This window comes from Janthinobacterium sp. PSPC1-1, from assembly GCF_049897625.1.
Classification (GTDB): domain Bacteria; phylum Pseudomonadota; class Gammaproteobacteria; order Burkholderiales; family Burkholderiaceae_D; genus Janthinobacterium; species Janthinobacterium tructae.
This window is the reverse complement of sequence record NZ_JAFCWP010000004.1, coordinates 534703-553795: the sequence shown is the minus strand read 5'-3', so window position 1 is coordinate 553795 and position 19093 is coordinate 534703. Positions and strand designations below refer to the sequence as shown.

The 19093-nt window shown below is 65.9% G+C and carries 17 protein-coding genes; 8 read left to right on the top strand and 9 right to left on the bottom strand.

The genetic code is table 11. The features are described 5' to 3' along the window. Together ACP7EG_RS16225 and ACP7EG_RS16220 are read right to left on the bottom strand one after the other, a co-directional pair. The gene (locus ACP7EG_RS16225; protein WP_426088426.1) at positions 1 to 1482 is read right to left on the bottom strand and encodes a lipopolysaccharide biosynthesis protein; all 1482 of its coding nucleotides are present in this window, start codon (positions 1480 to 1482) and stop codon (positions 1 to 3) included. A gap of 15 nt (positions 1483 to 1497) precedes the next feature. Further along, a complete protein-coding gene (locus ACP7EG_RS16220) occupies positions 1498 to 3582 on the bottom strand; it encodes a glycosyltransferase (protein WP_426088425.1) in 2085 nt (694 codons plus the stop codon). Between the two features lie 137 nt (positions 3583 to 3719). Between ACP7EG_RS16220 and ACP7EG_RS16215 the strand changes: the two genes are divergently transcribed. Together ACP7EG_RS16215 and ACP7EG_RS16210 are read left to right on the top strand one after the other, a co-directional pair. Further along, positions 3720 to 5012, top strand: a complete 1293-nt coding sequence (locus ACP7EG_RS16215) for a putative O-glycosylation ligase, exosortase A system-associated (RefSeq protein ID WP_426088424.1) — start codon at positions 3720 to 3722, stop codon at positions 5010 to 5012. After that, positions 5009 to 5944: a polysaccharide deacetylase family protein gene (locus ACP7EG_RS16210; protein WP_426088423.1), complete on the top strand. Its 936-nt coding sequence runs from the start codon at positions 5009 to 5011 to the stop codon at positions 5942 to 5944. The genes ACP7EG_RS16215 and ACP7EG_RS16210 overlap by 4 nt, the downstream gene beginning before the upstream one ends. On the opposite strand, the gene ACP7EG_RS16205 is transcribed toward ACP7EG_RS16210, so the two are convergent. The 3 genes from ACP7EG_RS16205 to ACP7EG_RS16195 are packed head-to-tail and all read right to left on the bottom strand — an operon-like array spanning position 5853 to position 10635. Beyond that, on the bottom strand, positions 5853 to 7784 hold the full coding sequence (locus ACP7EG_RS16205; RefSeq protein WP_426088422.1) for an asparagine synthetase B family protein: 1932 nt from the start codon (positions 7782 to 7784) through the stop codon (positions 5853 to 5855). The two genes, ACP7EG_RS16210 and ACP7EG_RS16205, sit on opposite strands and share 92 nt — an antisense overlap. After that, entirely contained in the window at positions 7781 to 9040 is a 1260-nt protein-coding gene (locus ACP7EG_RS16200; protein WP_426088421.1) for a pyridoxal-dependent decarboxylase, exosortase A system-associated, read from the bottom strand. Before ACP7EG_RS16200 ends, ACP7EG_RS16205 begins: the two co-directional genes overlap by 4 nt. After that, a complete protein-coding gene (locus ACP7EG_RS16195) occupies positions 9037 to 10635 on the bottom strand; it encodes an acyl-CoA ligase (AMP-forming), exosortase A system-associated (protein WP_426088420.1) in 1599 nt (532 codons plus the stop codon). Before ACP7EG_RS16195 ends, ACP7EG_RS16200 begins: the two co-directional genes overlap by 4 nt. A gap of 186 nt (positions 10636 to 10821) precedes the next feature. Between ACP7EG_RS16195 and ACP7EG_RS16190 the strand changes: the two genes are divergently transcribed. Genes ACP7EG_RS16190 through ACP7EG_RS16165 form a run of 6 tightly spaced genes read left to right on the top strand, consistent with a single transcriptional unit; the run spans position 10822 to position 15550 of the window. Then, the gene (locus ACP7EG_RS16190; RefSeq protein ID WP_426088419.1) at positions 10822 to 11592 is read left to right on the top strand and encodes a hypothetical protein; all 771 of its coding nucleotides are present in this window, start codon (positions 10822 to 10824) and stop codon (positions 11590 to 11592) included. Further along, positions 11571 to 11816, top strand: coding sequence for an acyl carrier protein (locus ACP7EG_RS16185; protein WP_426088418.1), 246 nt, complete (start codon positions 11571 to 11573; stop codon positions 11814 to 11816). The genes ACP7EG_RS16190 and ACP7EG_RS16185 overlap by 22 nt, the downstream gene beginning before the upstream one ends. Continuing rightward, positions 11813 to 12679: a hydrolase 2, exosortase A system-associated gene (locus tag ACP7EG_RS16180; RefSeq protein ID WP_426088417.1), complete on the top strand. Its 867-nt coding sequence runs from the start codon at positions 11813 to 11815 to the stop codon at positions 12677 to 12679. Before ACP7EG_RS16185 ends, ACP7EG_RS16180 begins: the two co-directional genes overlap by 4 nt. Next, the gene (locus ACP7EG_RS16175; protein WP_426088416.1) at positions 12676 to 13563 is read left to right on the top strand and encodes a hydrolase 1, exosortase A system-associated; all 888 of its coding nucleotides are present in this window, start codon (positions 12676 to 12678) and stop codon (positions 13561 to 13563) included. Before ACP7EG_RS16180 ends, ACP7EG_RS16175 begins: the two co-directional genes overlap by 4 nt. After that, complete coding sequence (locus ACP7EG_RS16170; protein WP_426088415.1) at positions 13557 to 14858, top strand: glycosyltransferase; 1302 nt, start codon at positions 13557 to 13559, stop codon at positions 14856 to 14858. The genes ACP7EG_RS16175 and ACP7EG_RS16170 overlap by 7 nt, the downstream gene beginning before the upstream one ends. Beyond that, positions 14855 to 15550: an ABC transporter permease gene (locus tag ACP7EG_RS16165; RefSeq protein ID WP_426088414.1), complete on the top strand. Its 696-nt coding sequence runs from the start codon at positions 14855 to 14857 to the stop codon at positions 15548 to 15550. The genes ACP7EG_RS16170 and ACP7EG_RS16165 overlap by 4 nt, the downstream gene beginning before the upstream one ends. A 54-nt stretch (positions 15551 to 15604) precedes the next feature. Here the strand turns inward: ACP7EG_RS16165 and ACP7EG_RS16160 are convergent, their stop codons facing one another. The 4 genes from ACP7EG_RS16160 to purT all read right to left on the bottom strand — a co-directional run bounded on the left by ACP7EG_RS16160 (position 15605) and on the right by purT (position 19021). Further along, on the bottom strand, positions 15605 to 16405 hold the full coding sequence (locus ACP7EG_RS16160) for a hypothetical protein (protein ID WP_426088413.1): 801 nt from the start codon (positions 16403 to 16405) through the stop codon (positions 15605 to 15607). Positions 16406 to 16594: 189 nt separating this feature from the next. Further along, on the bottom strand, positions 16595 to 17338 hold the full coding sequence (locus ACP7EG_RS16155; protein WP_426088412.1) for a hypothetical protein: 744 nt from the start codon (positions 17336 to 17338) through the stop codon (positions 16595 to 16597). Positions 17339 to 17354: 16 nt separating this feature from the next. Then, complete coding sequence (locus ACP7EG_RS16150; RefSeq protein WP_426088411.1) at positions 17355 to 17786, bottom strand: DUF6678 family protein; 432 nt, start codon at positions 17784 to 17786, stop codon at positions 17355 to 17357. Continuing rightward, on the bottom strand, positions 17786 to 19021 hold the full coding sequence (gene purT, locus ACP7EG_RS16145) for a formate-dependent phosphoribosylglycinamide formyltransferase (protein WP_426088410.1): 1236 nt from the start codon (positions 19019 to 19021) through the stop codon (positions 17786 to 17788). The genes ACP7EG_RS16150 and purT overlap by 1 nt, the downstream gene beginning before the upstream one ends. Positions 19022 to 19093 lie beyond the last annotated feature (72 nt).

The window sequence follows — 19093 nt, the reverse complement described above, 5'->3', positions numbered from 1 at the left end:
TCATCCTTTCGTGCATTTGACTGCCAGCCAACGGCCAGCCAGCTTGCGTTGCAATAACAAGAATTCGCCAGCGAGTTCATGTTTCAACAGGAACAGACCGGCCAGCCAGCACAGCAAGGTAGCCAGCGCCGTGCCCGTCAGTGCCAGCAGCGCCGGCGTATCAACAGGCAGCCACAGCAGCGAAGCGAGGGGCGCCATGCCGCTGAGACCGCACAGCAGCAGGCTTTTGCGCACGGCCCGCGCCAGGGTGCGCCAGTCGAGTGCGCTCAAGCGCCGCAGGCAGCCATACACCAGCCAGCTGCGCAGAACACTGCTGAGCACCACGGCCCAGGCCACGGCCACCAGGCCGAACGGCGCCGCGGCCAGCAGCAGCGCCACTTTGATTGCGCCAGCGCAGGCATCGAGCCGCACCTGCGCGTGCAGCTGGCCCGTCGCCACGAACAGGTAGCGGGCCATGCTGAACATGCTATACACGGCCGAGGACAGGCACATGATGCGGATCAAGGGCACACATCCTAGCCATTGCGTGCCATATAACACCTTGACCAGGGGCAAAGCCATGCAGGCGAGGAAGAGAAAAAACGGCCAGGCCAGCGCCGTCATGTAGCTGATCGTGCGCAGATACACGAGCTCCGCCCCGCCCTCTCCCCCTTGTCCTCCACCTTCGCGCGCGCGCGCCGCAAACAGGGGAAACACCACGGGAGAAATCGCGCTGGTGATGGCCTGGTTGAAGATATTGAGTACGCTTTGCGCCTTGCCGAACAGGGCCAGGCTTTCAATGCCGATCAGCTTGCCGATGATCAGGTCCGGCGCCGCCACCCCCGCCTCATCAACCAGGCTGCCACCCGTCGCATACGCGCCAAAACGGGCGATATCGCCCATGCCCCGCCGTCCCGGCAGCCACGGCAGTTCGCGCGGCCGCACCAGCAGGCTCACCAGCAGCGAGGCGCAGGAACCGGCCAGCGCCGCCCACACCATGCTCATGTAACTGTAGCCCTGCAGCGCCAGCAGCACGGCCACCAGCAAGTTGACCAGGCTATTGGCCCCATTGATGGCGTAAATGGCGCGAAAGCGCAGTTGCCGGCGCAACATGGGGAGTGTCAAGGCGCTGAACGGGATCAGCAGGAAGTTAATCGACAGCAAACGCAGCACGAGGGTCAGCCGCGGTTCGCCATAGAAATGCGCGAGCGGCGCACTGGCCAGCAGCACCAGGCCCGCCAGCAGCCAGGCGACAAGCAGGCTGGTGGCCAGTGCAGCACGCAGTTTCACGGCATCGAGCTGCTTTTCCTGGATCAGGTATTGCCCCACGCCAAAATCGCGCACCACTTGCGCCAGTGCCACCAGCACGGCGCCCAGCGAATACACGCCCACCTCGGCCGGCGTCAGCAGGCGCGACAGCACCATGGTGGCGATGATGCCCAGCAGCAGCACCGTGTATTTCTCGGCAAACGAAAACAGAAACGAATGGCGCGTGGCGCTCATGCGGGCCGCCCGCGCCTACACGAGGCCCGCATAGAACTGCCGCAACTGGCGTTCCAGGCGCGGCATCGAATAGCGCTGCACGGTTTCCTCGCGCGCCAGCCGTCCCATGCGGGCGCGCCGGGGTGCATCGACCAGCAACCTGGCTACGGCCGCGCAGGCGGCGTGCTCGTCATCGAGCGGCAGCAACATTCCCCCTGCGCTATCGTGCAGGATATCGTGGGTGCCCGGCACATCCGTCCCCACGGCAGGCACGCCGCACGCCATGGCTTCGATGGTGGCGATGCCGAAACCCTCGTTTTTACTCAGCAGCACGTGCAGGTCGAAGGCGGGCATCAGCAGCTCGACGCGCTGCTGGAAACCGGCAAACACGATTCTGTCCTGCAAACCCGATTGCTGCGCCTGCAGCCGCAGCATGGCTTCCAGCGGTCCCGTGCCCACGAGCACCAAATGTAAGTTGGGGAACTGCGGCGCCAGCCTGGCGAACAGGGCCAGCAGCGCTTGCGGACGTTTTTGCGCGGAGAGTCTGGCCACGCAGCCGAGCACCAGCGCGTCCGGCGGCAAGCCGAATTGCCGCCGCGCCTGTATTTTTCGTTCGGGCGAAACAGTAAAAGTGTCCGTATCGACGCCGTTGGGAATCACGGCCAGCCGCGTCTGCGGCGCCAGCATGTCGCGGTACAGGTCGAGGAAATGCCGCATGGCCGAGTCCGACACGGCATACACGCCTTTGACGCTGCGAAACGCCTCTTCCAGCCGGGGACGCTGCCAGTCGCTGAAGCTTTCCAGGGGAAACGCGTTGTGCACGCTGATCACGGCCGGCAAGCGGCATTGCCGGGCCAGCCACAGGATGGAAGCGCCATATGCCGTCCAGCAAAACGCCACGTGGACCAGGTCCGGCCGCAGCCGCCGCAGCCGCCAGGCGCCCGTGACCCTGGCGCGCAGCCAATTCCAGCGGCGCCAGGCCCAGTGTTCGAGAAACAAGGGCGGCTCGTACACGCGCACTTGCATCTGCCTTGCGCGCAAGTCTTGCGCCCAGGCTGTAAAACCGGGAAAGCGCCGCAGCGCCAGCACGCTGTCATAGCCGCTCGCGCCCAGCATCTTCGCCTCTTGCGCCATGCGCAGCTCCATGCCGCCCAGCTCGCCCGAATAACTGCTGATGACGATGCGCGGCAGGCGTTTGCGCCGTCCCCGCCACGCTTCATGAAAGAAACCGCGCAGCCAGGCGCGTTCCCACTGGCGCAGGAACAGCTCGGCGTGGTCGCGCCGCAGCCAGGCCCGCACGGCGCCGAGCGACTCGTGCACGTATCGGCCCAGCATCCAGCGGGGCACGCCGAGAAACTCCACGCTGGGCGCCAGGGTCGCCAGCCGGCACTGGCCCCGGCCAAACAGCATGGCGCGGCGCAGTATCCAGGCGCGCTGCACCTGCGGGACGCGGATGATGTGCGCCACCCTGGCTTGCGGGCAGAACCAGGAAGGATTACCGGCCGCATGCATTTCCAGGTTGAGGCGGGTTTCGCTGCCCATGGCGTAGTTGGCTCCCTGCGGGCCGATGCTTTCGTCATAGCGGGCGCCGGCCTCGAAGATGCGGCGGCGTATCGCCATGTTGGCGCCCCACACCAGGCCTGGATAGATCGGGGCGTCGCGCAGGTCGGGGCTGGTAATGCCCCACGTCAAGCCGACCGGTGTCAGGCGCAACAGCCAGTCGGCCGGTTGTTCCCGCCAGGCGGGCACAATGGCGCCGCCGAACAAGGCGTAGCCGGGGTGGGCGCGCGCACTGTCCTGCAAGCGGCACAGCCAGTCGGATGCGGGCATGGCGTCGTCGTCGCCAAACACGAACAGCTCGCTGCCATCGCCGTTTGAGCGCAAGGCGTGTTCGACGGCGCCGTTCAGGGCGGGACTGCGGCCGCGCCGCGCCACGTAGATATAGCTCAAGGGCAAGCGGCCGCGAAAGGCGGCGATCACCTGGGCCGTGGCGTCCGTGCTGCCATTGTCGGCGATGACCAGGCGCCAGCCGCCCACGGGCGAACGCAGCGCCATGTAGGCGCGCAATACCTGGGGCAACGTGCCGGCGCCATTGTAGGTCGCCATGAGAACGGTCAACAAGGACATGCCTCCTTGGTCTTACCATGACAAAACTATGCATCAAGCAGTATTGATCCAGTGTACTGAGCCTGCCCGCCAGCCCGTTGACAGGCATCAAGACCTTGCCAACCCGGGCAAAACCAGGAGCGTCCCCCTTCATGCGCGACATACTGATTACCATCATCATCCTGGGTTCGCTGCCCTTCATCCTGAAGTCACCGGCCATCGGCGGCCTGATGTGGGTCTGGGTCAGCGTGATGAACCCGCACACGCAAGCCTGGGGCTTTGCCACCCACTTGCCGTTCGCCTTCATCATCGCCATCGCCACCATGCTCAGCCTGACGATGACGCGCGAGCCGAAAAGCCTGCCGCTGACGCCCGTCAGCGTGCTGCTGCTGCTGTTCGTCGGGTGGATGAATGTCACGGCGCCGTTCGCCCTGCTGCCGGAAGCGTCGTGGGTGCAGTGGAACAAGGTCATGAAGATCATGCTGATGAGCTTTGTGATCATGATGGTGATACGTACGCGACGCGACATCGTGCGCCTCGTCTGGGTGCTGGTGGGCTCGATCGGCTATTACGGCGTGAAAGGCGGCATCTTCACCATCCGCAGCGGCGGCACGGAACGGGTCTGGGGGCCGGAAGATACGTTCATTGGTGATAACAATGCGCTGGCCCTGGCCCTGATCATCACCATCCCCCTCATGTACTATTTGCAGCAAAACACGGACAAGCGCTGGCTGCGCCATGGCTTGTCGGCGGCGATGCTGCTGTCGGCGCTGGCCGCGCTGGGCTCGTATTCGCGCGGCGGCCTGCTGGCCATCGCCGCCATGGGCCTGTTCATGTGGCTGAAAAGCGACCGCAAGCTGGTGCTGGGCGCGCTGCTCGGTGCCGTCGCGCCGCTGCTGCTGGCCTTCATGCCCGAGCGCTGGGCCGAACGCATGGACACCATCAACACCTATCAGGATGACGTGTCCGCCATGGGCCGCCTGAATGCCTGGCGCATGGCCTGGAACCTGGCGCGCGACCGTTTTCTTGGCGGCGGCTTCGACGTGTCCGATGCCGCCATCTTTGCCCGCTACGCGCCCAACCCCATGGATGTGCACGCGGCGCACAGCATCTACTTCCAGGCGCTGGGTGAACACGGCTTTGTCGGCTTGTTGATTTACCTGGCGCTGGGTATCGCCACCTGGCGCACGGCGGCCGTCATCATCCGCCGCACGCGGGGCAAGCCGGAACTGCGCTGGGCGCATGGCCTCGCCACCATGAGTCAGGCCAGCCTGATCGGCTTTGCCGTGGGCGGTGCCTTCCTCAGCCTGCTGTATTTCGACATGCCGTATTACCTGATGGCCGCCCTGATCGCCACGCGCGTCATCGTCGAGCGGCAGGCACCAGCCCCGACATCGCGCCAGGCCAAGGCCGAGGCCCGGGCAGCCATCGCGGAGCAGCCATGACGGCCACCTTGTCGATTCTGATCTACCATCGCGTGCTGGCGCAGCCCGACCCGCTGTTTCCCGGCGAAGTCGACGCGCCCCTGTTCGAGCGCCAGTTGCGCCTGTTGCAACGCTTTTATGCGCCGCTACCCCTTGCCGAGGCCGTACAGCGGCTGCAAGATGGCAGCCTGCCCCCGCGCGCCGCCTGCATCACCTTCGACGACGGTTATGCGGACAATGCGCAAGTGGCCCTGCCGCTGCTGCAGCGCCACGGTTTGCACGCCACGTTTTTTATCGCCACGGGCTACCTGGACGGCGGACAAATGTGGAATGACATGGTGATCGAGGCCGTGCGCCAGGCACCAGCTCCCGTACTCGACTTGCGCGAACTCGGGCTGGACTGCCTGCCCGTCGCCAATCTGGCGCAGCGGCAAGCTGCCATCGCCACCTTGCTGGGCCAGCTCAAGTACCTGCCATTCGCCCGGCGCCAGCAACTGGCCATGCAGATCCGCCGCCAGGCCGGCGTCGTTGCGGGCCCGCCAGCCATGCTGAGCACGGCGCAGCTGCGCCAATTACATGCGGCAGGCATGGCGCTGGGTGCACACACGGTGAGCCATCCGATTTTGTCCACCTTGCCGGAGCGCGAAGCGCGGCTGGACATCGCCAACGGCAAGCATCAGCTGGAAAGTTTGATCCAGGCGCCCGTCACCATGTTTGCGTATCCGAACGGCAAGGCCGGGCGTGATTACGGCGCATCCCACGTGGCGATGGTCCACAGCCTGGGTTTCAAGGCAGCCGTGGCGACGGACTGGGGCGTGGCGCGCCCCGGCGCGGGGCTGGACTTGCTGCAGCTGCCCCGCTTTACGCCGTGGGATCGAGGACGGCTGGCGTTTCTGTGGCGCTTGCGGCAAAACCGTCGGCAAGCGCACCCAGCGCGCCCGGATGCTGGCTGAGCCACTGTTCCAGCATCAGCAGCAACCACACCATGGTGCCGTGATAGGCCGGGTGTTCCGCCAGCAAGCGCCCTTGTAAATCGTCGATGAAGGCGGGCCGCACGATGCCACGCCCGCGCAATTGCGTCAGGTTATCGAACGCAAACTCGCGCAGCGGCGCATGGCTGTGCAACCACTGGCCGAAGGGCAAGCCGAAGCCGTGCTTTTTCTTGCGCACGATGGCCGGCGGCAAGATCTCCGCCAGCGCCCGCTTGAAGAAGGGCCGCAGCTGCCTGCCGTCGAGCTTGTCGCGCGGCGCCAGGCGCGACGCGAACGCCACCATCGCATCGTGCAGAAAGGGAAAGGCCGCCTCCACGCCCGCCAGCTCGCACGCCTTGCGCACCTTGAACAGGTCGTTGTCGGCCAGGGTAAAGCGCATGTCCAGCGCCAGCAACTCATTGATCTGGCTCAAGCCCTGGCCTTGGCGCTCCCAATACGCGCCATTCACGCAGCCGGGCGCCATGCCCGGGTCGATGGTATCGATAAAGCCCGCTTCCAGCACCGTGCGATGACCATGGCGCAGCAGCAGGTTGTAGCCGTCGAGGCGGGCCGGCAGCGGTAGGCTCGCTTGCTCGATGTAGCGGCGCGCCTTGTCGCCCAAGCGCCACGGCTTGCCCCTTTGTTGGCGAAACAGCAGCGGCTCGATGATGGCCTGGCGCAGCATCACGGGCAAGCGTTCATATTGCGACAGCAAGGCCTGGTGCGCATAGCGCTCATTGCCTCCAAACAATTCATCGCCGCCGTCGCCGCCCAGCAGCCGCGTCACGCCATCGTCGCGCGCCATCTGCGCGCAATAATAGGCGGGAATGGCCGAGGCATTGCCGAAAGGCTGGTCGAAGATGGCCGCCATGGCGGGGATTGCGGCCAGCACGTCGTCTGGTGTCACGTAGCGCTCGTGGTGAATGCTGCCCGCGTGGCTGGCGGCCAGGCGCGCATACGCCATCTCGTCATAGCCGGGCGCGTCAAAGCCGATGGAATACGTGCGTGCGGGCCGGCCCGTCACCTGCCCCATGATGGCGGCCAGGGTGGAACTGTCGGTGCCGCCGCTGAGAAACGCGCCCGTGCTGGCGCTATCGTTGCCCAGGCTGCTTTCGACGGCCAGGCGCAGCAGGCGCAGGAATTCCTGCTTGTTGGCGGCAAAGCTGGCTCGCGGGCGTGCCGCGCCTGGCTCCTGGAAGGCCAGCTGCCAGTAGCTGCCCTTGCATTGCCTGCCGCCGCGCACATGCAGGTATTCACCGGGCAGCAAGCGCTGCTGGCCCAAATAGGCCGTGGCCGGGCCGGGCACCATGTGGAAATACAGGTAGTGATACAGCGCTTGCGGATCGAGCGCGCCCCGCACGGACGGATGCGCCAGCAAGGCATCCATCGAGGAGGCAAAAAACAGGCCTTGCGCATTGCTCGCATAGCTGAGGGGGTGGATGCCGGCACGGTCCACGGCCAGCAGGGCCGAGCCGGAAAAAGCGTCGAGGATGGCCAAACAGAAAGGTCCGGACAGGCTGGCGCAAGCGGCCACACCCCGGCTCAGCCACAGGGACGCGAGGCGGCTCGCCACATCGTCGGCCGAGCCGTCGAGCACGGGCCGGCCCCAGATGGCCACTTGCAAGCCATCTTGCTGATACACATGGCGACTGCCGTCGATGGCGGCCACGGCCACGCCGCCCACTTCGCTCAGGCTGGCGGCCAGGGGCGCGCCATCGAAGCGCGACAGGGGCGCGGCCATGCCGACCAGGGCGACCCGCGCCGCGCCATCGGCTGGCGCAACACTCTCCGCCGCCGCCAGCCAACCGCACAGGCCGCTCATACGAGCACCTCGGCCGGCAAAGGATGGCCGAGAAATGCCGTCGGGCTGGCCGTCAAGCCATACGCACCCGACTGGAACACCACCACCAGGTCGCCCTCCTCGGCGCGCGCCAGCTCCATCTGGTCGGCCAGCAAGTCCAGCGGCGTGCACAGCGGCCCCACGACGGAGGCCACTTCGCGGCCCCCACCCTGCAGCCGGTTGCCGATGGCGACCGGGTAATTCTTGCGGATCAGCTGGCCAAAATTGCCGGAAGCGGCCAGATGATGGTGCAAGCCGCCGTCCGTGACGAGAAACACTTGCCCATGCGATAGCTTGCGCTCAATCACCTTGCACACATAGATACCGGCCTCGGCCACCAGATAACGGCCCAGTTCCAGGTTCAGGCGCGCGCCCGGCGCCGCCTGCGCCAGGAGATCGAGCTGCCGCTGCAAGCCGTCCGCCACGGGCGCCAGGTCGAGGGCCTGGTCGCCGGGAAAATACGGTACGCCGAAGCCGCCGCCGATATTCAGGGTGCGCAAGGGCGATGGCGCGCTGTCGGCCAGTTGCAGTGCCAGTTGCACGCTCAGGGCTTGCGCTTCCACCAGGGCCGTCGCCGACAGGCTTTGCGAACCCGCATACAGGTGAAAGCCGTGGAAATCCAGGCCCAGCTGGCCGATGCGGCCCAGCAGTGCCGGCACGAGGGCCGCATCGACGCCAAACGGCTGCGCCCCACCGCCCATGCGCATGCCCGTGCGGCGCAGGGCGAAATCGGGATTCACGCGCACGGCCACCCGGGCCGTCACGCCCAGCCGTTCACTGGCCAGCGCCGTCCTTTCCAGCTGGGCGCCCGATTCCACGTTGATCAAGACGCCCGCCGCCACGGCCCGTGCCAGTTCCCCATCACGCTTGCCTGGCCCCGCAAAACTGATGCGTTCGGCCGGCATGGGCGTATCGAGTGCCGTGGCCAGTTCTCCGCCCGAAGCCACGTCGATGCCATCGACCAGGCGCGCCAGCCACTGCACCACGGCCGGCATGGGATTGGCCTTCATGGCGTAATGCACGTGCACGCCAGCGGGCAAGGCGGCGCGCAGTTCGGCCACGCGGCGCGTGATGTGCGCGCGTTCATACGCGTAAAACGGCGTGCTGCCCACCCTCTGGGCCAGCCGCTGCAAGGATACGCCGCCGACCTGCAGCATGTCATTTTCCACAGCGAACTGCTGGCCCAGGGACGAGTGCAACGGCAATTCGGTGCTGTTCGAGCGGATCAAATCCTTCATGCCACCTCTCCTGATTGGACCGCATACGCACGCGCCAGTTCCCTGGCCAGCAAGGGACGGTCGATCTTGCCATTCGGATTGCGCGGCAGCACGCCGTCGCGAATTTCCAGCCACAGCGGCACCATATAACTGGGCAGGCGCGCGCGGCAGGCGGCCAGCACGCTGTCGCGCAACAATTGCATGCCCGGCGCGGGTGTGACGAGCAAGGCGATGGCCTGGCCCAGCACGGCATGGGGCAGGCCCAGCGCGACCGCCTCGCCCACCAACCCGCTTGCATACGCGACTTCCTCGATCTCGGCCGGGCTGACCCGGTAGCCGGACGTCTTGATCATGTCATCGCTGCGCCCCACGAAGTACAGATAGCCATCCGCATCGCGGCGCACGGTGTCACCCGACCAGACGGCCAGTTCCGGCAGCACCAGGCCGCTCGCCTGCGGCGGCAGCGGCTTGAAGCGCTCGGCCGTGCGCGCCGCATCGTTCCAGTAGCCAAGCGCCACCAGCGCGCCACGGTGCACGAGTTCGCCCGGCTCATCGGCGTCGCACACGCTGCCGTCGGGGCGCAGCACCAGCACTTCCGCATTCGGGATCGCTTGCCCGATGGAATCGGGATGCCGCTCCAGCTGTTCCGGCGCCAGGTAGGTGGAGCGGAACGCTTCCGTCAAGCCATACATCAGGTAGACCTGCGTGCGCGGCAGCGACTGGCGCAGCTTGTCCAGGGTGGAGCGCTGCATCACGCCGCCCGAATTGGTGATGTAGCGCAAAGGCGTGGACAAGGGCCAGCTCAGCTGCGACAGCTGCACCCACAGGGGCGGCACGGCGGCCAGTCCCGTGATGGCTTCCTGCTCCACGGCTTCGACGATATCGCGCAGCAGCAGATAATTCATCAGCACGGCACAGGCGCCGCTGGCAAACGCCGTCGTCAGCTGGCTCAAGCCGTAATCAAAACTGAGCGGCAAGACGCACAGGATGCGGTCCTGCGGCGTGTTGCGTAGATAACTGGACACGCTGAGCGCGCCGGCCAGCATGTTGCGGTGCGACAGCACCACGCCTTTCGGCCGCCCCGTGCTGCCCGAGGTATATAAAATGGCGGCCATGTCCGTGTCGATCACCGTATGCCACAGGAGTGGGAGTGTGGGCGCGGCGGACAGGCCACGCCACGGCAGCAGCCGTATCTTGCCCAGGTGCGATGCTGTCTCCCCTTCGCCCGTCAGCAGCACCGTCTGCAAGTCCGGGCAAGCGGCCAGCGCGGGGCCCAGCTGCGCCAGGCGTTCGCGCGAGGTGACGAGGATGGCCACGTTGCAGTCGGCCAGGATATACGCCACCTGGTCCGGTTTGAGCAGCGGATTGACGGGCACGAATACGCCACCTGCCGCCGCCGTGCCAAACATGGCGCTGACGTTTTCCGGGCGTTTTTCCAGGTACACGGCCACGCGCGCGCCACGCTGCAAGCCCAGGATCAGCAAGGTGCCAGCCACTTCGCGCACGGATTGCGCCAGCGCGGCATAGCTTGTTTCTTCGCCCTGCCAGGACAGGGCCGGCGCGTGGGGCGCGCGCTGCGCCGTCTCGAAGATCAGATCGTGTATCAGTGTCGCCATCGTGTCGCCCTCAGGTTGCCATGATTGCCATGCATTCCCCTATGATTCAGAAAAACGGCCACAGCGGTCTTGATTTTGATCAATTAACAGTTTCAGCAGCACAGCTTGAGCCGGCGCAAGACCGCCGTTGGCCGCTGCGCTCTAATGGACAGCGTTGGCTGCATAGCCGCCTCATCCCTTACCGCCATGGCCCTGTTTCCACAATTTCCCCTGCTGCAACGGCTGAGCGCCAGCCTCAATCAGCTGGGCTGGCGCGACAGCGCCTGGCTGGCCGTGGCGCGCTTGCTGGAACGCGTGCCGGGCGGGCGCTGCGCGCTATACCGCTACCAGTTCGTCGCGCAGGCCGTGGCGCCCGGTTCGCTGTGCCGCGGGCGCGGCCAGGCCATCACCGTCACGCCCTGCCTGGCGGAGGCGGACTTGCCGCCCGGTCCCGAGCGCCGCCCCGGCGCGCTGCGCGAACGCTACCGGCAAGGCGCGCAATGCCTGCTGGCGCGCAGTTCGCACGACGCTGGCAAGTCAGGCATGGCCGGCTGGATCTGGCTGCTGCGCGATGGCTACCAGGAAGACGAGGTGCGCGCCCGCTATGCGCTGGCGTCGCAGCAGTCGTCCTGGGACCTGGACGTGTGGGTGCATCCCGCGCAGCGCGGCGGCCTGGTCTTCGCACGGCTGTGGGAAGAAGCCAACGCCGTGCTGCACGCGCAGGGCGTGCGCTGGTCGTGCAGCCGCATTTCGCGCTTCAACCGCGCCTCGCTGGGTGCCCATGCGCGCCTGGGCACGCACGCGCTGGGCACGGCCACCTTTATCCGCTGCGGGCGCTGGCAATGGATGGCCGCCAGCCTGCCGCCGTATGTCCACCTGTCGCGCCGCCCGGACGATGTTCCCTGCCTGGCCTTCGATACGTCGATCCTGCCGCACTACCCTTCCCTGGAGCTGACATGCCGCATCTTGAAGCAGTAAAGCACATCCTCGACCGCACGCTGGGATTGAACGGGCGCGCACTGGAAGCCCACACGCCGCTCTTGGGCAGCGTGCCCGAGCTCGACTCGATGGCCGTGATCGGCGTGATCGCCGCGCTGGAAGACCATTTCGGCATCACTGTCGCCGACGACGACATCCACGCGCGCCACTTCGCCACCGTGGGCACCCTGCACGACTTCGTGTTTGCACAGCTGCGGCCATGAACCGCGCCGCCGTCGACGCGCTGCCGCTGCTGCCCTTCTTCCTGCCCGCCAGCGGCGGCCAGCGCTACTGCCTGCTGCACCTGCCGCCGCCAGGCCGCAACGCGCGCGGCGGCATTATTTACGTGCATCCGTTCGCGGAAGAACTGAATAAAAGCCGCCACGTGGCCGCCGCGCAGGCGCGCGCCTTTGCCGCCTTGGGTTACAGCGTGCTGCAGATCGACCTGTTTGGCTGCGGCGACAGCAGCGGCGACTTCAGCGAAGCGCGCTGGGACATCTGGCACAACGACCTGCACCTGGCTTGCGCGTGGCTGGCGCAGCGCGTCGACGGCCCCTTGAGCGTGTGGGGCTTGCGCCTGGGCGCCCTGCTGGCGCTCGATTTCGCCAGCCGCGCGCCGCTGCCGCTGGCGCGTTTGCTGCTATGGCAGCCGGAAACCGATGGACGGCGCAGCATCGACCGCTTCCTGCGCCTGCGCCTGGCGGCCAGCATGCTGGCCGGCGGCACGCAGGAAGCGCCCGGCCAGGCGCGCGCCGCACTGGCGCAGGGTGAATCTGTGGAAGTGGCCGGCTACCTGCTGGCGCCCGAGCTGGCGCTGGCCATCGATGGCGTCAGCGCAGCGGCGCTGCTGCCTTCGGTGCCCGCGATACCTGTCTATTGGCTCGATTACCAGGCGCCGGAACAGCCCTGCGCGCCGTTGCCGCCGCTGGCGCGCCACTGGAGCGAACAGGGCGCCGCCGTGCACGTGGCCAGCTTCGGCGACGGCCCGTTCTGGCACAGCGGCGAGCTGCTGGCGTGTCCGCAACTGCTTGCCGCCACGCGAACACTGTGCCGCGACTGGCTCGACGAGGAAAGGACGCCGCCATGAAGCGCGACAGCAGTCAGCAGCACCTCGCAGGGCACAGCGTGCGCGAGCTGCCCCTGCGCTTTCACAGCGCGGCCGAAGACGGTGAAGCGCAGGCGCGCATGGTCGGCATCCTCAGCCTGCCCGCCGCACCAGGGCCGCGCGGCATATTGATCGTCACGGGCGGGCCGCAGTGCCGGGTCGGCAGCCATCGCCAGTTCGTCTTGCTGGCGCGCGCCCTGGCCGCGCAAGGCTGGCCCGTGCTGCGTTTCGACCTGCGCGGCATGGGCGACAGCGAGGGTAGCGCGCGCGATTACCGCGCCGCCGGACCCGACATCGCTGGCGCGCTGGCGCAATTCTTCGATGCCGTGCCGACCTTGCACGAAGTGGTGCTGTGGGGTTTGTGCGACGGCGCCACGGCCGCCGCCTGCCATGCGCCGCGCGATGCGCGCGTCTATGCCCTGATCCTGCTCAATCCGTGGGTGCGCAGCAGCGCCGGCCTGGCGCGCGCCACCTTGCGCCATTACTATTTGCCACGCCTGCTGCAAGGCGCGTTCTGGCGCAAGCTGGCCAGCGGCGGACTGCAGCCGGGTGCCAGCCTGGCGTCGCTGCGTCAGGTGGCGGCCGCCACGCGGCAGGTGGCAGCGCCAGACAACGACGCGCCCGCGCCGGCCCTGCTGCGGGCCTTGACGCAATTCCAGGGCAAGGTGCTGCTGATCCTCAGCGGCGACGACCTGGGCGCGCGCGAGTGGCAAACCCTGCTCCGTGGCGACGGGGCCTGGCGCGCCGTCGCCGCCCGCGCGCAATGGACGCAGGCGCAGGTCGATGGCGCCAACCACACCTTCGCCAGCGCCGCCTGGCGCGGCGAAGTCGAACAACTGTGCATACAGTGGCTGCAGTCATGGTAAGAACCTCGCCGAACGCGGCCCGACCGAACGCGGCCCGACCAAAACGGGTGCTGATGGTCGCCTACCATTTTCCGCCGCTCGCTGGCGGCAGCGGCATCCTGCGCACCCTGGGATTTGCGCGCCATTTGCCCGACTGCGGCTGGCAGCCGCTGGTACTCAGTCCCGCGCCGCTCGCATATGCGCAGCGGGGCGATGCGCAACTGGCACAGATCGGCGCGCAAGCCACCGTGCGGCGCACCCTGGCGCTGGACGCGGCACGCCACCTGGCCATCGCCGGGCGCTATCCGCGCTGCCTGGCCCTGCCCGACCGCTGGAGTTCCTGGTGGCTGAGCGCCGTGCCGGCCGGCCTGCGCATGATCCGCGAATACCGTCCCGACGCCATCTGGTCGACATACCCGATAGCCACGGCGCACCTGATCGCGCTGACCCTGCAAAAACTCAGCGGCCTGCCGTGGATCGCCGACCAGCGCGACCCCATGCTCGATGACAGCGACCCGCTGGCGCCGTATCCGTCCGAGGCGCGTTTGCACCGCATGCATGCGTGGATAGAACAGCGCATCGCGGCACGCAGCGCGGCCATCGTCTGCACTACGCCGGGCGCCATTGACGCGCACCGGCGGCGCCTGGCGCAGGTGGGGCGCGAGCGCTTCCACCTGATCGAAAACGGCTACGACGAAGACGGCCATGACGGCAACCCTGCGCACACGGGCCACCGCAGCCGCTTTTTGCTGCTGCACAGCGGCGTGATCTACCCGTCCGAGCGTGATCCGCAAGCGCTGTTCGAGGCGTTGGCACGGCTGCGCCACGACGGCCTGCTGCATGCGCGCAACTTCCAGCTGGTGCTGCGCGCCACGGGCCACGATGCGTGGCTGGCCAGCCTGCTGGTGAAATACGGCATCCTGGACCTGGTGCGCCTGGAACCGTTGCAGCCGCACGGCGCGGCGCTGCAGGAAATGCTGGCGGCCGACGGCTTGCTGCTGCTGCAGGCGGCCAACTGCAATGCGCAGATTCCCGCCAAGCTGTATGAATACCTGCGCTGCCGCCGGCCCATCCTGGCGCTGACCGACCTGGCGGGCGACAGCGCGGCCAAGCTGCGCCACTGCGGCATCGACACCATCGGCCAGCTCGCTTCCAGCGCCGACTGCGCGCGCGCGCTGCTGCGCTTCCTGGAACTGGCGCGCCAGGGCCGCGCGCCGCTGGCCAGTCCCACCGCCATCGCCCTGCAATCGCGGCAAGCCCGCAGCAACGCCCTGGCCGACTTGCTGGACCAGGTCAGCCACAGGAGAACAGCATGAAACACCTGATACTTGCCTGCGCCCTGGCCGCCTGCTGCGGCAGCGCCGGCGCCGCTGCCTGCCCGCCCTACGTCAAGGGCAGCACGGGCGGCGACTACACGAGCGCGGACGACCGCAAGGGCCTGTCCGTGGTCGAACAATTCCATTTTTCGCGCGCCGTGGAAACGCTCACGCAAGGCATGACGGGCAGCCTGGGTGGCGACATCAGCTACACCCTGGAGCACTTCCCGAACCACCACCGGGCGCTGGCCTCGATGGCGAAACTGGGCTTGCGGCTGAAAAGCGCGCAGCCACATGGCGCCCGCTACACGGTCAGCTGCTACTTCGAACGGGCGATCGCCTTCGCGCCGCACGACGTAACGGCGCGCATGGTGTACGGCAACTACCTGCTGGCCACGGGCCAGGACGCCATGGCGCTGGAACAGCTGGACTCTGCCAGCCGCCTGGCGCCCGAACAAGCCACCATCCAGTACAACCTGGGCCTGATGTATGTGAAAAAGAAGGAATACGAGAAGGCCAGCGCGCACGCGCAAAAAGCCTATGCGCTGGGCTTTCCCCTGCCGGGGCTGAAGAACAAGCTGAAGGCGGCGGGCAAGTGGCGCGAGCCGGAGCCCGCGCCGGTACCGGCTGCGGCCGTTACGCCCGCCGCCGAACAGGTGCCACCGGACGAAACGCCCGCTGGCGAAGAATGATGGCCTGGAGGCCGCTTAAAATCCCGGGTGGCAGGTATCGGGCCGCCATGCCCATCAGACGTCAACCACGTCGGCCTCGGCGATTTCCACGTCCGAGATTTCTATTTCTTTCTGAAAAATCTCATTGGCACGCCGGCCTATATTCTGGGTCATCTGGTTGGTAATCCAGGCCATGAAAGCAGCGCCAACCACAGGCAACCATTTGCTGATAGAGGATTTCAAAGCCTGCTGCGTGACTTTCCCTGAAAGTAATGTAACGATCTTCTTGAATACTCTCAACGACGAGCGCCGTATCAGTACTTTCCCGCCATGCATTACCATCAAGCCTGCGACACCATTACTCATGGCACTTAATACTATTGCCGCGAGCAATTCCTTATTGATCTCGGCCGCCTTGCCATTGGCTGCGCCAATATCGTACACCATGGAAATTTGATTCCTGATCACCAAGGCAATTTCTGGCACCACGGCAACCATGCCCCACGGCCCGGGAATCAGACTGGAACCACCAGCAATGGCGGCATTTTCCATTGCACACTTCTTGATAATGTAATCAACATCCGTGCTCATGGCAGACTCAGCCGATGGCAGGGATTTGCGTTTCGATTCGATCACCGACTCAAAGGCGCCATCAATGCTCGCCGCCAGCTTTTGCTGCATCGCCGCGTAGGCATCGGAAGAATCAAGTTTATCAGCGGCCCATTCCTTGCCTTCCGTAATTTTCCCCTGGACCTTGTCCAGCATTTCGGAATTATCCACTTTCTCCGATATCCATCCCTTGCCGCCAGCAACCGCGCTTTGCATTTTTTCAGAAATGCCAGCATCCTGGATTTTCTTCGACAGCCAACTCTTCATAAATAACGCCTTTAATTATATTCAAACAATTTCCGTGTGGAAATTATACCTTGTCTTTATAAATAAGAAACAAGTTAATTTGAATATTTGAATACTATTTAGAGATGTGGATTATTCAAAGATGGCAAGCGCGGCAATATAGCGTGGGACGGAAAGTTGGCACCACCCGCCGTCAAAGGATGATGCTAGCTAGCGGACAATGACGGCGGGCCGCGCGGCCACGCTCCAATGCCCCGTCGGCGACGCAGCCAGCGCGGCGGCCAAGTCGCGCCGCGCTCGCGCCTTGTCTTCGGCCTCGCTGATGTATGCCAGTTCGGCCGGCTGCAGCACGGTAACCGTCAGCAACATCACCTCGCCATATGGCGTGTCGAAAGACGGGGGAATCGTGGCCGCGCTCTGGGCCAGCAGCACGCCCACCTGTTCGTTTTCGTCTTCGAGGCCTGCTGGCGCATGTTGCAAGTCCAGCGCCATCGACACACTGCCGTGGCGCTGCAGCAGCAAGTCGATGGAGCCATGGTCGGCCACGTTCTGGCTGACTTGATAAATCACGTCGAACAGCCACGATGCCTGCACGGGATCGCCGTCGAAGGCGGCCAGCGGCGCCTCGATGCAAACTTCCAGCAAATGGCCGCGCGGTACGAACACGTCGTCGTCATCTTCAAAAGGATCGCTCAAGCCGTCGCTGGCGATGATGATCGAATCGGCACGGCGAATCACCCTCCAGGCCTGGCGCAGTGACGGCCAGCGCGGGCCTCCCATGAAGGCGGGATTGACCAGCGGCGCCAGCAAGTCGGCGTCCATGCTGCCCAGGGTGGCATAAAAAGCGTCGCGCGTGGCGCAGGCCGTGGCCAGCATCTGCGCGCCCGCCTCCTTGCCGACGACGGCGTCGTCCGGTTGCGGAACCTGGGGGATATCGTGTTCGTTTTCAGGCATGAGATTGGTCTTTGAATTAGTCGGAGAGAGGAAAATCTTCGTAGGAACGGGGCAAATAGCCCCAGATGCGCGCGACCTGGTCCCGCACCTCGAAATCGAAGCCGATGCGTTCCAGTTCGGGCACGATCCACACGCCATGGTCGATGATTTTCTTTGGCAGCAGCATGGCCACGTGTTCTTCCGAGGTCAGGCCGATGTCGAACCATTCCACGCCCATGAACGGAAACGGCGGGTGGTAATCCCATTCCGTATCCCAGCGCGAGACGTAACCGGACACGGAACCGTAGCGGTACGACGGCACCCAGTCAGTCCGCCCGCGCATGAAGGCCAGCAGCTCGTTCCACTTGCAGTCGTTGGCGGCTCCCGCCAGGTTGCGCCGCGCGATGTGGCCGCGCAGCTTGCGCTTGATGTCGTCGCCGCCGGCGTCGGCCAGCGGCAGGCCAGCCATTATCTCGCCACCGGCTTGACTTTCGAGGCGGCCAGCACGGCGCGCGCGCGGGCCGTGTCGATATCGTCGGCCGTGGCCAGCGCCACGCCCATGCGGCGGCGGGCGAACGATTCGGGCTTGCCGAACAGGCGCAAGTCCGCGCCCGGCACGCTCAAGGCGTCGGCCACGCCTTCGAAGGCGATGCCCTTCGCTTCCAGCTGGCCGTAGATGACGGCCGAGGCGCCGGGCGAACGCAGCGCCACGTTGACGGGCAAGCACAGGATGGCTTTCGCGTGCAGCTCGAATTCGCTCTGCACCTGGCTGGCCATGGTGACCATGCCCGTGTCGTGTGGACGGGGGCTCACTTCCGAGAACCACACCATGTCGCCCTTGACGAACAGCTCCACGCCGAACAGGCCCAGGCCGCCCAGGTTATCCGTCACCTTGCGGGCGATCTCGCGCGAACGCTCCAGTGCCAGCGGCGCCATGCGGGCCGGCTGCCACGATTCCACGTAATCGCCCTGCACCTGCAAATGGCCGATCGGTTCGCAAAACTGCGTCTCGATCTGTCCCGAGGCGCCCACAGCACGCACCGTCAGCAGGGTGATTTCATAATCGAAGTCGATGAAGCCTTCGACGATCACGCGGCCCGTATCGACCCGGCCGCCGCTGGCCGCATACGCCCACGCCGTTTCCACGTCTTGCGGGCCATCGAGCTTGGACTGGCCCTTGCCCGACGACGACATCACGGGTTTTACCACGCACGGGAAGCCGATTTCCTGGCATGCCAGCTGCAACTCTTGCAGGCTGCTGGCGAAGCGGTATGGCGAGGTCGCCACGCCCAGCGTTTCGGCGGCCAAGGTGCGGATGCCTTCGCGGTTCATCGTCAGCACGGCGGCGCGCGCGTTCGGGATGCAGGTGATTTGCCCGGCCGCTTCCAATGCCGCCAGCGTCTCGGTGGCGATGGCTTCGATTTCCGGCACGATCAGATCCGGCTTTTCCAGGTCGATCAGCGCGGCCAGTGCCACGCCGTCGCTCATGTCGATCACATGCGAGCGGTGCGCCACGGGGTGGCCCGGTGCGTTCGGATAGCGGTCGACGGCGATCACTTCCACGCCCAGGCGCTGCAGCGAAATGATCACTTCCTTGCCCAGTTCACCCGAGCCCAGCAACATGACTTTGATGGCGGTGGAAGACAGCGGTGTGCCGAAGGTGCGGGGCGCGATGGTGCTGCTGGTGATGGTGCTAGTGGTCATGGCAGGATCTGTAGGCGGATGGAAAGATGGCTGGGACTATAACAAATGCCGGCCATCTTGGACAGGGCGCGC

What these genes read in the sequence shown, in the direction of transcription:
- ACP7EG_RS16225 (WP_426088426.1), bottom strand. Translation starts at nt 1,482, where the DNA reads ATGAGCGCCACGCGCCATTCGTTTCTGTTTTCGTTTGCCGAGAAATAC.
- ACP7EG_RS16215 (WP_426088424.1), top strand. Translation starts at nt 3,720, where the DNA reads ATGCGCGACATACTGATTACCATCATCATCCTGGGTTCGCTGCCCTTC.
- ACP7EG_RS16210 (WP_426088423.1), top strand. Translation starts at nt 5,009, where the DNA reads ATGACGGCCACCTTGTCGATTCTGATCTACCATCGCGTGCTGGCGCAG.
- ACP7EG_RS16205 (WP_426088422.1), bottom strand. Translation starts at nt 7,784, where the DNA reads ATGAGCGGCCTGTGCGGTTGGCTGGCGGCGGCGGAGAGTGTTGCGCCA.
- ACP7EG_RS16200 (WP_426088421.1), bottom strand. Translation starts at nt 9,040, where the DNA reads ATGAAGGATTTGATCCGCTCGAACAGCACCGAATTGCCGTTGCACTCG.
- ACP7EG_RS16195 (WP_426088420.1), bottom strand. Translation starts at nt 10,635, where the DNA reads ATGGCGACACTGATACACGATCTGATCTTCGAGACGGCGCAGCGCGCG.
- ACP7EG_RS16190 (WP_426088419.1), top strand. Translation starts at nt 10,822, where the DNA reads ATGGCCCTGTTTCCACAATTTCCCCTGCTGCAACGGCTGAGCGCCAGC.
- ACP7EG_RS16185 (WP_426088418.1), top strand. Translation starts at nt 11,571, where the DNA reads ATGCCGCATCTTGAAGCAGTAAAGCACATCCTCGACCGCACGCTGGGA.
- ACP7EG_RS16180 (WP_426088417.1), top strand. Translation starts at nt 11,813, where the DNA reads ATGAACCGCGCCGCCGTCGACGCGCTGCCGCTGCTGCCCTTCTTCCTG.
- ACP7EG_RS16175 (WP_426088416.1), top strand. Translation starts at nt 12,676, where the DNA reads ATGAAGCGCGACAGCAGTCAGCAGCACCTCGCAGGGCACAGCGTGCGC.
- ACP7EG_RS16170 (WP_426088415.1), top strand. Translation starts at nt 13,557, where the DNA reads ATGGTAAGAACCTCGCCGAACGCGGCCCGACCGAACGCGGCCCGACCA.
- ACP7EG_RS16165 (WP_426088414.1), top strand. Translation starts at nt 14,855, where the DNA reads ATGAAACACCTGATACTTGCCTGCGCCCTGGCCGCCTGCTGCGGCAGC.
- ACP7EG_RS16160 (WP_426088413.1), bottom strand. Translation starts at nt 16,405, where the DNA reads ATGAAGAGTTGGCTGTCGAAGAAAATCCAGGATGCTGGCATTTCTGAA.
- ACP7EG_RS16155 (WP_426088412.1), bottom strand. Translation starts at nt 17,338, where the DNA reads ATGCCTGAAAACGAACACGATATCCCCCAGGTTCCGCAACCGGACGAC.
- ACP7EG_RS16150 (WP_426088411.1), bottom strand. Translation starts at nt 17,786, where the DNA reads ATGGCTGGCCTGCCGCTGGCCGACGCCGGCGGCGACGACATCAAGCGC.
- purT (WP_426088410.1), bottom strand. Translation starts at nt 19,021, where the DNA reads ATGACCACTAGCACCATCACCAGCAGCACCATCGCGCCCCGCACCTTC.